This is a genomic window from Hoylesella timonensis S9-PR14, from assembly GCF_000762405.1.
Taxonomy (GTDB): domain Bacteria; phylum Bacteroidota; class Bacteroidia; order Bacteroidales; family Bacteroidaceae; genus Prevotella; species Prevotella timonensis_A.
This window is the reverse complement of record NZ_JRPQ01000072.1, coordinates 24189-37735: the sequence shown is the minus strand read 5'-3', so window position 1 is coordinate 37735 and position 13547 is coordinate 24189. Positions and strand designations below refer to the sequence as shown.

10 protein-coding genes are annotated in these 13547 nt (G+C 43.0%); all 10 read right to left on the bottom strand.

Going from position 1 to position 13547, the window contains the following annotated elements:
- Positions 1-19 precede the first annotated feature (19 nt).
- Positions 20-1411 carry a bifunctional UDP-3-O-[3-hydroxymyristoyl] N-acetylglucosamine deacetylase/3-hydroxyacyl-ACP dehydratase gene (locus tag HMPREF9304_RS04505; RefSeq protein WP_036926840.1) on the bottom strand — a complete coding sequence of 464 codons (1392 nt, stop codon included), beginning with the start codon at positions 1409-1411 and terminating at the stop codon, positions 20-22.
- Position 1412: 1 nt separating this feature from the next.
- The gene (lpxD, locus tag HMPREF9304_RS04500; RefSeq protein ID WP_036926837.1) at positions 1413-2474 is read right to left on the bottom strand and encodes a UDP-3-O-(3-hydroxymyristoyl)glucosamine N-acyltransferase; all 1062 of its coding nucleotides are present in this window, start codon (positions 2472-2474) and stop codon (positions 1413-1415) included.
- 794 nt (positions 2475-3268) lie between these two features.
- Positions 3269-4435, bottom strand: a complete 1167-nt coding sequence (locus tag HMPREF9304_RS04495; protein WP_036926917.1) for an aldose epimerase family protein — start codon at positions 4433-4435, stop codon at positions 3269-3271.
- A 98-nt stretch (positions 4436-4533) separates the two neighbouring features.
- Positions 4534-5694, bottom strand: a complete 1161-nt coding sequence (galK, locus tag HMPREF9304_RS04490) for a galactokinase (protein WP_036926835.1) — start codon at positions 5692-5694, stop codon at positions 4534-4536.
- 100 nt (positions 5695-5794) lie between these two features.
- Positions 5795-7078 carry an MFS transporter gene (locus tag HMPREF9304_RS04485; RefSeq protein ID WP_036926834.1) on the bottom strand — a complete coding sequence of 428 codons (1284 nt, stop codon included), beginning with the start codon at positions 7076-7078 and terminating at the stop codon, positions 5795-5797.
- Positions 7079-7323: 245 nt separating this feature from the next.
- On the bottom strand, positions 7324-8415 hold the full coding sequence (locus HMPREF9304_RS04480) for an aldose epimerase family protein (RefSeq protein WP_036926832.1): 1092 nt from the start codon (positions 8413-8415) through the stop codon (positions 7324-7326).
- 112 nt (positions 8416-8527) lie between these two features.
- Positions 8528-9835, bottom strand: a complete 1308-nt coding sequence (locus tag HMPREF9304_RS04475) for a bifunctional folylpolyglutamate synthase/dihydrofolate synthase (protein WP_036926830.1) — start codon at positions 9833-9835, stop codon at positions 8528-8530.
- A gap of 51 nt (positions 9836-9886) precedes the next feature.
- Positions 9887-11059, bottom strand: coding sequence for a molecular chaperone DnaJ (gene dnaJ, locus HMPREF9304_RS04470; protein WP_036926827.1), 1173 nt, complete (start codon positions 11057-11059; stop codon positions 9887-9889).
- 44 nt (positions 11060-11103) lie between these two features.
- Positions 11104-11715 carry a nucleotide exchange factor GrpE gene (locus HMPREF9304_RS04465; RefSeq protein WP_036926826.1) on the bottom strand — a complete coding sequence of 204 codons (612 nt, stop codon included), beginning with the start codon at positions 11713-11715 and terminating at the stop codon, positions 11104-11106.
- Positions 11716-11825: 110 nt separating this feature from the next.
- Positions 11826-13439 carry an ABC-F family ATP-binding cassette domain-containing protein gene (locus tag HMPREF9304_RS04460; protein ID WP_036926824.1) on the bottom strand — a complete coding sequence of 538 codons (1614 nt, stop codon included), beginning with the start codon at positions 13437-13439 and terminating at the stop codon, positions 11826-11828.
- Between the last annotated feature and the right edge of the window lie 108 nt (positions 13440-13547).

Here is a 13547-nt window from a genome sequence, read left to right as displayed (position 1 = left end):
TTGAAGACCTTGCTCCATACTATTTGGTTTTGACAATCTGTGCAGTGAAAGTGGCTTCGGAAACTACCGTATCGCCCACAAAGGCGTAGCCTCTCATGGTACTGATGCCATGCCTGACGGGTTGAATCATCTCTACACGGAATATCAAGGTGTCACCGGGAACTACCTTTTGGCGGAATTTCACATTATCTATTTTAAGAAAGTAAGTAGACCATCGTTCTGGTTCTTCCACTTGATTTAATACCAAAATACCACCACACTGCGCCATGGCTTCAATTTGCAGAACGCCTGGCATTACTGGCTCTTTGGGAAAATGTCCCACGAAGAACGGTTCGTTGCTCGTAATGTTTTTCACACCTACGATACTGTACGATCCCATGGCAATGATTTTGTCAACAAGCTGCATGGGGTAGCGATGAGGCAACAGTTGACGAATGCGAATATTGTCCAACAATGGCTCTTCGTTGGGATCGTAAATCGGAGCTTGTATCTCGTGTTTACGAATCTCCTTGCGCATGAGTCGGGCAAACTTGTTATTAATGGTATGTCCTGGGCGAGTGGCAACGATGCGTCCCTTGATAGGTTTCCCTATGAGTGCCATGTCTCCGATGATGTCCAGAAGTTTGTGACGAGTACATTCGTTCTCCCACATCAACGGTTTGTGCTGAATGTAGCCAATCTTGGTGGCATCCATGTGGGGAACTTTCAATATGTCTGCAAGTTGATCCAGCTTGTCCTGCGACACTTCACGTTCGTAGATAATGATAGCGTTGTCCATGTCTCCGCCTTTAATGAGATTGGCTTCCAGTAAAGGAACAATGTCGCGAACGAAGACAAAGGTACGGGCAGGAGCTATTTCGTCTCCAAAGTTTTCGATGTTGTCTAAGGTAGCAAACTGGCTGTTGATGAACTTTGACTCAAACGAACACATGGCTGTGATGCTAAACTGCTCGTCAGGTAAGATAGTAATGCACGACCCCGTCTCCTCGTCTTTTACCTCTATCTTCTTGCGAATGATGTAAAAGTCTTTGGGCGCATTCTGCTCTACGATTCCTACCTGTCTGATTTTGTCAACATACATGGCAGCCGAACCGTCAAGAATAGGAAATTCTGGTCCGTTTACCTGAATGAGACAGTTGTCAATGCCCATGGCATACAAGGCAGACAAACCATGTTCTACTGTAGATACTCGTACCTCTCCATTAGCCAAAACCGTACCGCGTTGCGTGTCTACCACTTTTTCAGCAACAGCGTCTATGATGGGTTGGTTTTCTAAGTCTATGCGTTGTATCTTGTATCCAGTATTCTCTGCAGCAGGGTTAAAGGTAACTGTCAAACTAAGACCAGTGTGTAAGCCTTTGCCACACAATGAAAAGCTACCGTTAAGAGTTCTCTGTTTGATTGTATCCATTTTATTCTTGATTGTTGGAAACCAATTTGTCCGTGGTTTTCTTTAGTAATTCTATTTCCCTTTGCAACTCGTTGAGTTGTTTGTACATTTCGGGTAATTTGCGGGCTACGGCATGGGAGCGAAAGAAACGTATTTGTTCCATAGGAGGAGTACCCATGAGTTGTTGGTTGTCCTTCAAACTTCCTGGTACACCCGACTGTGCACCGAGGTACACTTTGTTGCCAATGGTAATGTGACCTGCTATACCTACCTGTCCGCCAAACATGCACCATTGTCCTATTTTTGTAGAGCCAGCTACACCCACTTGCGCACTCATCACTGTATGCTCGCCAATCTCGGTGTTGTGGGCAATCTGTACAAGGTTGTCTAACTTAACACCTTTTCTAATATAAGTGCTGCCCATGGTCGATCGGTCTACACAGGTATTGGCACCAATCTCTACATGGTCTTCAATGGTGACAATTCCTATCTGAGGGATTTTATCATATCCATCGCTTGTTGGAGCAAACCCAAATCCGTCGGCTCCAATGACACACCCCGCATGCAAAATGACATGGTTGCCTATTTTGCAATCATGATAGACCGTTACTTGAGGATAGAAGAGACAGTCGTCTCCCACGCTAACGTTGTCACATAGCACCACATGCGGATAAATCTGTGTGTTGTCACCCACGACAACGCCCTCGCCAATAGAGGCAAAGGCACCAATATAGACATTCTTGCCAATCTTGGCTGTTGGTGCTATGGATGCCAAAGGGTCGATACCTGTCTTATGCGTCCGCATCGATTCATACAGTTGCAGCAGCTTGGCTATTGCATCGTAGGCATTCTGAACCCAAATCAGGGTGGTTGGGACGGGACGGTCTATTGTAATTTTGTCATCTATCAAGACGATAGACGACTGGGTATTGTAAAGATATTGTGTATATTTCGGATTTGAGAGAAATGAAATAGTACCTGTCTTGCCCTCTTCAATTTTAGAAAAGTTATGAACGCTTACGTTTTCATCTCCTTCTATTCTGCCATTAATATATTGTGCTATTTGCTGAGCAGTAAATTCCATGTTAGATAATCCCAATTTTAATTATTTTGCAAATATAGTTATTTTTCTGCAGACTGTAGTTGTAGAATTGTAATATTTTAGTTTTTTCGATGAAACATCCCATACATGCGCACGTCTATTAAAATTGTTTTTGTAAAAAAAGATGACAATAAAACGGCACTTGAAAAGTTGTGAAATAGAAAAAGATAAGCAGTAAAAAGCAGGTATATTTGACATTTTTCGACAAAGAAAGTGCTAATTTTCAATTAGAGCATTGAGTTAATACGACTATTACATGTGAATAGTCGCACTATTGAGCCTATTTTGAGACACAAACTCATTGTTACAACACGATTTTTTATTGCTTTTTGGAGCCAAATAGAGATAAAAAGTGACCTTTATTTATTCTCTTTTATGATAACATGCTGATAGTCATAATATTATAAAACTTTCTCATAATTCGCATATTTGCGACCAGCCGACAGTTTGCTTCAAAATATGCGAATTATACAAGCATGTTTGTTAAATAAATTGACAGTTATTTTTTTGTTTGTCAGGTGTTCTTGAAAGACAAACGAAGTTAAGAAATGAGGCATGATAATCTACATTGACCTGCCCTCTGTTTTCTCTGTTTCCTCTGCAAGTGTATTTTCATCGGAACTCTCGTAGGCGGTGAGGTCTCGCTAATATTGCAGATACCGCAAAAAAGAGGAGTGCCTTTTTTGACACATCCTCTTCGACTGATTTGTAAAAACTATTATATTTTGGATAGCGCAAGTAGTTATTTCCACCCATGCCTATCGCTTAGACTTTATTTAGCGAATGCTAAATCGATAAGCCACATGACTGAAATATTTCTCACCGGGTTTGAGATATGGTGAAGGCCAATTCTTCTTATTAGGCGAATTGGGATATTTCTGTGGTGCTAAGCATACGGCTGCACGCTGTGGATAGGCGATGCCTTTTTTGCCCAATACACTCCCTGAGAGGAGATTTCCAGAGTAAAACTGTAAACCAGGCTGGTTGGTAAACAACTCCATATAGATGCCCGATTCGGGTGAGTACAGACTGGCTGCCACCTTTGTGTCGTCACCCTTGCCTTTGGTATAGGTGTTGAGTACATAGTTGTGGTCATAGCCATTGGCATATTTGATTTGTGTAAAGGTTGTGTCACCAATAGTTTCAAAGAGCGGATGGCGTTTGCGGAAATCCATAGGCGTGCCATAAACGGACTTTATCTCTCCCGTTGTCATCAATGTGCTGTCGCAAGGAGTGTAGTTGTCTGCATTGATATACAAAATCATGTTGGTGCCAGCCTTTGACGGATCACCCGAGAGATTGAAGTACGAGTTATTGGTCATATTGATTACCGTCTCTGCATCGGTTGTTGCCTCAAACTGTATGTCCAGCGTGTTGTCATTCTTCACATTGTAAGTAACTGTAGCAGTTACATTGCCAGGGAAGTTATTGTCGCCATTGGGGGAGTGGAGACTCAGTTGTAAGGTGGAATCGTTTAATTGTTGACCTTCATAAATTGCGTATTGCCATCCCGAGGGTCCTCCATGCAGACAATGTCTTAAACTGTTTTGTGGCAATTGTATCTTTTTACCTGCAACGGTGATTTGTCCTTTGTTGATACGGTTAGCATATCGACCAATGACGGCTCCAAAGTCGCTGGCGTTGTGAACGGTATCGGCATATTGTGCGATGTTGTCAAAACCCAGCACCACATCGGTAGCGATGTCGGCTTTATTGGGTACACAAATAGAGACAATGCGTGCGCCGAAGTTAGTTACACACACCTCCATGTCATGACTATTTTTTATCACAAATAGTTTCATGGGTTTTTCATGAATGATGGTATCGAATTTGGCAGGATTGAGTCCCGAAACGGTGAGGTTCTTATCATTGCCACTTGAACATGCTGCAAACAATGTGGCAACAAAAGTGATGGTTAAAAATATCTTACTTTTTAGCTTCATGCTTGATAGTTTTGAATCATTTTGTTTTTGTGGGTGAATCAAAAAAAATATCTGTTGGCGACAAATGAGCCAACAGATATTTTTTCCATAAAAGTAAATTAGCAAACTTTGTGTGAGCCTTGACTAATTACAACATCATAGATTTCAGGCTTCTTTCCAAATTTGGCAGCATATTTCTCTGTTACATCTGCTACAAATTTGTCATGAATCTCGTCTTTTACAAGGTTGATGGTGCATCCTCCGAAGCCGCCACCCATAATGCGACTACCTGTGACATTGTTTTCTTTTGCTACTTCGTTGAGGAAGTCAAGCTCTTCACAAGATACTTCGTAGTCTTTGCTTAAGCCCTCGTGTGTTTCGTACATCTTCTTGCCAACAGTCTCATAGTCGCCAGCTTGCAGTGCATCGCAAACAGCCAAGACGCGGTCTTTCTCTCCCAAAACAAAGCGAGCACGGCTGTAGTCTTCTGCTCCTACTTCATCTTTTACTTCTTCTAACTGCTCCCAAGTGCAATCACGCAGCGTTTCAAACTTGCCTTCAGGATGCTTGGCGGCAATGTGCTTCACTACATTTTCACAAGATTTGCGACGGTCGTTATAAGGCGAACCAACCAACTCGTGCTTAACACAAGAGTTGACCAACATCAATCTGTATCCTTTAGGATTAAAGGGGAAGTACTCAAACTCGCGACTACGGCAGTCTAAGCGCATCAGTTTTCCTTCTTGTCCAAAGACACTGGCAAACTGATCCATGATGCCACAGTTCACACCTACGTAGTTATGCTCGGTAGCTTGACCTGCCAAGACCATATCCCACTTGGATACCTTGTTGTCGCCAAACAAGTCGTTTAGTCCAAAAGCGTAACAACTCTCGAGTGCAGCAGATGAAGACATGCCTGCGCCCAATGGAACATCTCCAGAGAAAGCAGTGTTAAAGCCTTTCACCTCTACGCCTAATTTCTTCATTTCCTGCACGATGCCATAGATGTAGCGTGCCCAACTGGTCCGTGGTCCTTGTGGATCGTCCACCTTAAACTCAACGCGATCTTTCAAATCAATGGCATAACACATAATCGTGTTGCTGCCATTGGGTCTAATCTCTGCCATGATGCCCTTGTCTACAGCACCAGGAAAGACAAACCCACCATTGTAGTCGGTGTGCTCGCCAATAAGGTTAATACGTCCGGGAGAGAAATAAATATTTCCAGTTTTGCCATCAAAGTGTTTGATAAAACGACTTCTAACGTGATCTATATCCATATTATATATGTTTAAGGGGTTAATAAATTTCAGTATGTCAATCTTCAAAAAAAGCTGAACGCATGCGTTTGCATGCACTCAGCTTATCGCTTATTCTTATTTAATCTACAGGAATGTCTTTATTCACATTCTTGCTTCCTACAAGTCCATAGTAGAGCAGATAACCTAACATAGCTACAATCAACCAATAACTTGAAATGTAATCATTCAAAGAGGTTGCTATTTGGTCTTGGATGAATGGCATTACACCACCACCAACGACCATTGTCATGAAAATTCCTGATGCAGGAGCAGTGTATTTGCCTAAGCCTTCTGTTGCTAAGTTGAAGATGCAGCCCCACATAATAGAGGTACAAATACCACAAGCGATGATAAAGAAGCATTTAACAGGAACATTCACACCATGGAATGTAACAGACGAGCTTTCAGGAAGTAATATGGCAATGACTAATAGGATGATGCCTAAGGCAGAGGTGGAGATGAGTTGTGCTCGAGAAGAAATTTTGCCACTCACGAAACTACTGATAAATCGACCCACCAACATCAAAAGCCAATAGATGGCAACGATACCACCGGCGATGGCAGCAGCTCCAGGGAATCCTAATTTCGTGATGTAGAAATTGAGTTCGGCTGGTACACCCACTTCAATACCGACATAGAAGAAAATAGCGATTACACCCAAAACGAAGTGTCGGAAGTTCCAAGGACTATGCTCGAACGTTACACCCGAAGCTGTTGACTGTGGTTCTGGTATGGTGACAAAGGCGATGATAAAGAATGTAACAGCAAACACAGCCATGGCAACCCACAGTAGTGGAGTGACATCGTTCATACTGGTTTTGTCGGTAACTTCTCCAATCAGCACGCCTACAAAAAACGGAGTCAATGTAGCGGTGAGTGAGTTAAGTGTACCACCCGTCTGGATGAGTTGGTTTCCGCGGTTGCCGCCACCACCCAACAGGTTTAACATGGGGTTCACAACAGTGTTTAACATACAAACACAGAAACCACAAATGAAAGCTCCTATCAAATAGATGATGAAGTTGAGCATCACAGGATTATCTTGGATAGTGAACATTTCACTGCTTCCACCAAAGATGCTTGATAGATATTGGATAAAAAGTCCAATGAAACCCACAGCCATAGCAATGAGTGCTGTCTTTTTATAACCGTACTTCACCAACATCTTACCTGCCGGAATACCCATGAAGAGATAAGCTAAGAAGTTCATGAGGTTTCCCACCATGCCTGCCCAAGAGTAGGTCTTACCCCAAATATTACCAAACGGGGCGGCAAGATTTGTTACAAATGAGATCATCGCAAAGAGGAACATCATTGAAATAATCGCAACAATGACGCCATTTTTGTTTGTCTGTTTTTCCATTTTTACTGTTAAGAGATTTTAATTATTTATTTTTAGTTATTTCAGATAGGGGAGGGAACTGTCAACACATGTCCTTTTGTAACGGGTATTTTAGGTTCGTTCTCTCGGTACATCAATGTCAACTATTGTTTAGTCCATTCGATAAACCGTTGTGTTTCTTTCTTTATTTGGTCGAAAGTCCAATTTCTTGGCACGGTCTCAAGCGATTTGTGGTAGGGCTAAAATACGAATAGGGTGATTGATGATTATGATTTGACAGAAAACTTATAAACTGTTTTTTGCTTATACTCTTGTCCTGGTTCTAAGACAACCGAAGGGAAGTATGGATGATTGGGTGAGTCGGGGAAGTGCTGAGCTTCGAAACAAACTGCACTTCGTCTTGGGAATGTAGCACCATGTTGCCCTTGATAACCGTCTGCCCAATTGTCAGTATAGAGCTGAACGCCTGGTTCTGTGGTATAAACTTCCATGACACGACCGCTCTTAGGATCGGTAAGTCTGGCAGCAAAACTCAATTCGCCTTCTTCTTTTTTATTCAATACAAAACAGTGATCGTAGCCAGCACCATTCCTTATCTGCTCGTTTTCTGCTTCTATGTCTTTTCCAATGGCTTTAGGCTGACGGAAATCGAATGGTGTATCCTTTACGAAGCGAATCTCGCCCGTAGGAATAGAGGTCTCATCGATGGGGATGTAATAATCGGCGTTGATTTCACAAATCTGCTCTTCTACCGTTGGAGTTGGATTTGCGATGCCTGATAATGAGAAGAAGCCGTGATGCGTTAAGTTGATAATGGTCTTCTTATTGGTAAAAGCTAAATATTCAATAACGAGTTCGTTGTCGTCTGTGAAGGTATATTCTACAATGGTTCTCACTTCTCCCGTGAATCCTTCTTCACCATAGGGACTTACATATTTCAAGACAAGCGTTTGCTCGTTCATTTGTTGTGCCTCCCAAACTTTGGCATTAAATCCCTTTTTGCCGCCATGCAAACTGTTGGGACCATTGTTGATGGGTAGATTATATTCCTTACCGTTGAGCTGAAAACGTCCCTTGGCAATTCGATTGCCATACCGTCCAATTAACGTAGAAAGGTAAGGCTCTGGCGAATCAATAACCGCTTGGATGTTGTCGTGTCCTTGGATGATATTTGCCAGTTTTCCTTGTTGGTCTGGAACCATGATAGCAACAACGGCGCCACCATAATTCGTAATGGCAACTTCATTTCCATTTTGATTCTTCAGAACGTACAAATCTGTCTTTTTGCCATCAATTGTTGTCTGAAAATCTTCACGTTTCAGCCCACAGCAATTATTTGCGTCACTTGTGTTAGTCATATTTATAAGCTTTTAGTCATTATATTGTACTTGCAAAGTAACTGAAAAAAAATGAATATGACAAACGAAAGTCTTAAAAAAGCTGGACAATCAGATGTTAAATACCCTTAAATCACTTCCTTTCTAAAAAGGTTAGCAAATCGGCAACAATATAACTGCTACCTCCGACAAACACAAAATCTTTTGGATTGGCTTGCTTTAAGCAGGTGGAATACGCTTCTCGGACAGTTCGATACTGCTGTCCTCGAAGCTGATTGGCAGCCCCCGCCTTGGCAATTTCCTCCACAGGAAAAGCTCTCTCTGTCGAGGGTTGTGTCCAATAGTACACCGCATCTGCGGGCAACATCTTCATAATGGTCTGGAGATCTTTGTCATCAACCATCCCAAAGACGATTCTGAGCGTCTCGTATTTCTGTTGTTGCAGCTGTTGGCTCAGATAGTTCCAGCCTGCCACGTTGTGTCCAGTGTCGCAATAGATGGCTGGTTGGGTAGAAGTTTGCTTTTGCAGACACTGCCATCTTCCCATAAGTCCTGTGGTCTGCATCACATTTTTCAAGCCTTGTGCTAAACTTTCGGGATGTTTAAGAATGTGCATTTGTCGCAAAACTTTAACGGCAGCGAGTACGGTGTTGGTATTCTTGTCTTGATAACAGCCTGTTAAATCTCCTCGCAGTTCCCCGAAAGACAGGGTCTTGTAAATGCGTTGTTGCGAAGAAACATCATAGGTTGAGTGCAAAACCTCTGGTGCATCCTCTGCAAAGATAATGGGTGCATGCTCTTGTTGCGCTTTTTTCTCGAATACAGGTCTTGTCTCGGGGAGGGCTTCTCCTACAACAACAGGAACGTGGGACTTGATGATACCTGCTTTCTCACCTGCAATCTTAGCCAAGGTGTTGCCCAAAAATTGCGTATGATCAAAGCTTATATTTGTAATTATGGAGAGTTCTGGGGTGATGATGTTAGTGCAATCCAATCGTCCACCAAGTCCCACTTCAATGACGGCAATATCTACTTGCTGGTCGGCAAAGTACTTAAACGCCAATGCGGTGGTCAGTTCAAAGAAAGAAGGGTGGAGGGGTTCGAAGAAATCCTTTTCTTCTTCTACAAATTTAATAACAGTCTCTTCGTCTATGCACACGCCATTGATGCGAATGCGCTCTCTAAAATCAACCAAATGCGGTGAGGTGTACAAGCCCACTCGATAGCCTTCGGCTTGCAAGATAGCAGCCAAGGTGTGCGAACATGAGCCTTTTCCGTTGGTTCCTGCTACATGAATGGTGCGATACTGGCGATGCGGATGCCCAAAGTGTTCATCTAAAGCAATCGTGTTAGATAACCCTTCTTTATAGGCAGACGCCCCAACCTTTTCAAAGACTGGGGCTGCGTGAAACAGATAATCAATAGTTTCTTGGTAATTCATAAGGCAATCAATGAATTAAGTCATTCTTGTGCATGAAGAGTTTCATGTACCTTATTCATTAAAATAGTTTCTAAACTTCTTAAAGATAGACTGCTTTGTGGCGTAGTCACCCTTAAAATTGTCACTGGTGCGCAGGCGTTCTATCGTTTCCTTTTCATCTCGGCTCAAGGTCTTGGGCACATAGATGCTGATATTCACTACCAAGTCACCTCTTCCAGAGCCATATCCCTGCACTGCAGGAAGTCCCTTGCCTCTCAAACGGAGTGTTTTTCCGGGTTGAGTGCCAGCTTCTATTTTTATTCTTACACGTGTATTCTCCAACGTAGGTATCTCTACTTCGCCTCCCAAGGCAGCAGTCGGGAAGTCAAGCAACAAGTTGTAAATAATGTCTTGACCGTCTCGGATAAACGTGTCGTTGGGTTGTTCTTCTATCAATACCTGAATATTTCCCGTGATTCCGTTTCTTGGACCAGCATTGCCCTTACCTGGAACATTCACTACCATTCCTTCTGCCACGCCAGCTGGTATCTTAATTTCAACGATTTCCTCGCCTTTCACCACACCTGTGCCATGACAGTGTTGGCATTTGTTTTTGATAACAGTGCCCGCACCATGACACGTAGGACATTCTGACTGAGTCTGCATCATGCCCAACATGGTTCTCACGGTCTTTATTACAACCCCTTGTCCGTGACAAGTAGGACAAGTTTGTGTACCACTTCCTTTCTCTGCACCGCTACCATTACAGTGAGTGCAGGCAATATCTTTCTTTACTTTGAACTTTTTGGTAACACCTGTGCTAATCTCTTGTAACGTGAGCTTTACCTTCAAGCGCAGGTCGGCACCTCGATATTGTGGTTGTTGCCGCTCGCCAGCTGTGCCACCGCCGAAGCCACCAAAGCCACTAAAGCCGCTGTGTCCACCGAATACGTCGCCAAACATTGAGAAGATGTCATCCATGGAGAAGCCTCCACCGCTGAATCCTTCAAATCCTCCTCCGCCTGGTGCATTGAAGCCAAACTGGTCGTATTGTTGTCTTTTTTTCGGATCGTGAAGTACATCATAAGCTTCCGCAGCCTCCTTAAACTTCTCTTCCGCCTCTTTACTTCCCGGGTTTTTATCGGGATGATATTTTATAGCTAACTTTCGGTAGGCTTTTTTAATTTCATCTTCTGAAGCATCCTTGTTCACACCAAGCACTTCATAATAATCGCGTTTTGCCATTCCTTCAATGTTTTGTTTTTTAGATTTTATATCGTTATCTTATATTACTGTCCTACAGCAACTTTCGCATGTCTGATAACTTTTTCATTGAGTGTATATCCCGTTTGTACACAGTCTATCACTTTGCCCTTCTTGTCGTCTTCAACATTGGGAACCATCGCCACTGCCTCATGAAAATCTACGTCGAAGGGTTTGTCTTGTGTTTCAATTTTTTTCACACCCAATCCCTCCAATGTTTTCAATAGCTTCTTAAAGATGAGTTCCCAACCCTCTTCAAGTGCGTGAATGTCATCTGTCTTATTCGCATTAGCAGCCGCTCTTTCCATGTCGTCCAAGATAGGAAGAATGGCAGAGACAGTTTTCTCACTGCCGTTGAAGATGAGTTCAGCCTTTTCTTTCTGTGTTCTACGCTTAAAGTTTTCAAACTCTGCCACTGTACGGAGATACCGATCTTTGAGTTCTTCGATTTGTGCTTGTGCCTCAGCTAATGGGTCTGTGGTGGGTGCTTCGCCTTGCGTCTCGGGTTGGTTATCCGTGGCAGCAGCTTGCTCTTCCACCTTCTTTTCGTCCATTACTGTGCCAGTGTCCATCTCTTCGTGCTGTGTATCAAGCTTCTTTTCTGTTTCTTGCTCTTTGTGTTTATTTCTTTTGCTCATAATCAATATTTATTATTACCTGTCTTAAATATCAGCAAAAAGCTTGCCAAGTTTTTCTTTACTTGTCAAGCCTTGCTTTTATTGTTCAAACCATTAAAATGTTGTACTGCTTACTGGTACATCTTCTCCTTGAGTTCTTTGATTTGATCATCATAGATGTATTCATCGTAATTCATCAACTTGTCAATGGTGCCCTTTGGTGTCAGTTCGATGATACGGTTTGCCACGGTTTGGATAAACTCGTGGTCATGACTCGAAAAGAGGATGTTGCCTTTGAACGTCACCAAATTGTTGTTAAATGCCTGAATACTCTCCAAGTCCAAATGGTTCGTGGGGGTGTCTAAGATGAGGCAGTTGGCATTTTTCAGTTGCATACGAGCAATCATACAGCGCATTTTCTCGCCACCCGAGAGTACGTTCACCTTTTTTAATACCTCTTCACCCGAGAACAACATACGTCCTAAATATCCTTTCATCACTACTTCGTTGCCTGTACCAAACTGACTGAGCCAATCGACTAAGTTCATGTCCGATTCAAAGAACTCGGCATTGTCGAGTGGGAGATAGGCGGTAGTAATTGTTACTCCCCAGTTATAGGTCCCCGCATCGGGCTCACGATGACCATTGATAATTTCGAATAGAGCGGTCATGGCTTTGGGATTGTGACTCAAGAAGACCACCTTCTCATCCTTTTCAACAGTAAAGCTCACGTTGTCGAACAATACGCTCCCGTCGGTATCAAGGGCTTTCAATCCCTCAACTTGCAGGATTTGGTTGCCTGGTTCACGATCCATTTGGAAGATAATGCCAGGGTATTTACGACTGGAGGGGCGAATTTCCTCCACGTTCAACCGCTCCAACATCTTTTTGCGCGAGGTCGTTTGCTTACTCTTTGCCACATTGGCAGAGAATCTTCGGATAAATTCTTCCAACTGCTTGCGCTTCTCTTCGGCTTTCATCTTCTGGTTCTGTGCTTGACGTAATGCCAATTGTGAACTCTCATACCAGAACGAATAGTTGCCCGAGAACACGGTCACCTTACCAAAGTCGATGTCTACGGTCTGTGTACTCACGGCATCTAAGAAGTGACGGTCGTGACTAACCACTAACACCGTCTGCTCTATGTTGCTCAGGTATTCTTCTAGCCATTGTACCGAATCTAAGTCAAGGTCATTGGTAGGCTCATCAAGTAGCAGATTTTCGGGATTACCAAACAGTGCCTTTGCCAACATCACACGCACCTTTTCGTTGTTTGACAATTCGCTCATCGTTTTGGTGTGTAATGCCTCGCCAATGCCTAAGTGTTGTAACAGTTGGGCAGCATCGCTTTCTGCCTCCCAGCCATTCATCTCTGCAAACTTCAATTCCAAGTCAGCAGCACGTGTACCGTCTTCTTCCGACATCTCTGGTTTGCTGTACAAGGCTTCACGCTCCTTCATATTCTTCCACAAGGGTTCGTGCCCCATCAAAACCGTGTCCATGACTAAATATTCGTCATACTTAAAGTGGTCTTGCTCAAGTACCGACAGTCGTTCACCCGGTCCTAATTCTACGCTGCCTTTTGTGGGCTCTAATTCACCACTGATGGCTTTGAGTAGGGTGGATTTGCCTGCACCATTGGCACCGATAATGCCATAGATGTTGCCGTGAGTGAATTTGATATTTACATCTTTATAAAGGACTCTCTTGCCAAACTGAATTGCAAGATTTGAAACTGTTATCATGTTCTTTTACCTTATTTTATATAATTTGAGTGCAAAGGTAAACATTTTTATTGATAATTGTTAAACAAGCGTTTATAAATTCACGAAAAATGGTATCTTTGTATCAAC

Coding starts and splice junctions, on each gene's coding strand:
- HMPREF9304_RS04505 (WP_036926840.1), bottom strand. CDS start 1,411: ATGGATACAATCAAACAGAGAACTCTTAACGGTAGCTTTTCATTGTGT.
- lpxD (WP_036926837.1), bottom strand. CDS start 2,474: ATGGAATTTACTGCTCAGCAAATAGCACAATATATTAATGGCAGAATA.
- HMPREF9304_RS04495 (WP_036926917.1), bottom strand. CDS start 4,435: ATGAAGCTAAAAAGTAAGATATTTTTAACCATCACTTTTGTTGCCACA.
- galK (WP_036926835.1), bottom strand. CDS start 5,694: ATGGATATAGATCACGTTAGAAGTCGTTTTATCAAACACTTTGATGGC.
- HMPREF9304_RS04485 (WP_036926834.1), bottom strand. CDS start 7,078: ATGGAAAAACAGACAAACAAAAATGGCGTCATTGTTGCGATTATTTCA.
- HMPREF9304_RS04480 (WP_036926832.1), bottom strand. CDS start 8,415: ATGACTAACACAAGTGACGCAAATAATTGCTGTGGGCTGAAACGTGAA.
- HMPREF9304_RS04475 (WP_036926830.1), bottom strand. CDS start 9,835: ATGAATTACCAAGAAACTATTGATTATCTGTTTCACGCAGCCCCAGTC.
- dnaJ (WP_036926827.1), bottom strand. CDS start 11,059: ATGGCAAAACGCGATTATTATGAAGTGCTTGGTGTGAACAAGGATGCT.
- HMPREF9304_RS04465 (WP_036926826.1), bottom strand. CDS start 11,715: ATGAGCAAAAGAAATAAACACAAAGAGCAAGAAACAGAAAAGAAGCTT.
- HMPREF9304_RS04460 (WP_036926824.1), bottom strand. CDS start 13,439: ATGATAACAGTTTCAAATCTTGCAATTCAGTTTGGCAAGAGAGTCCTT.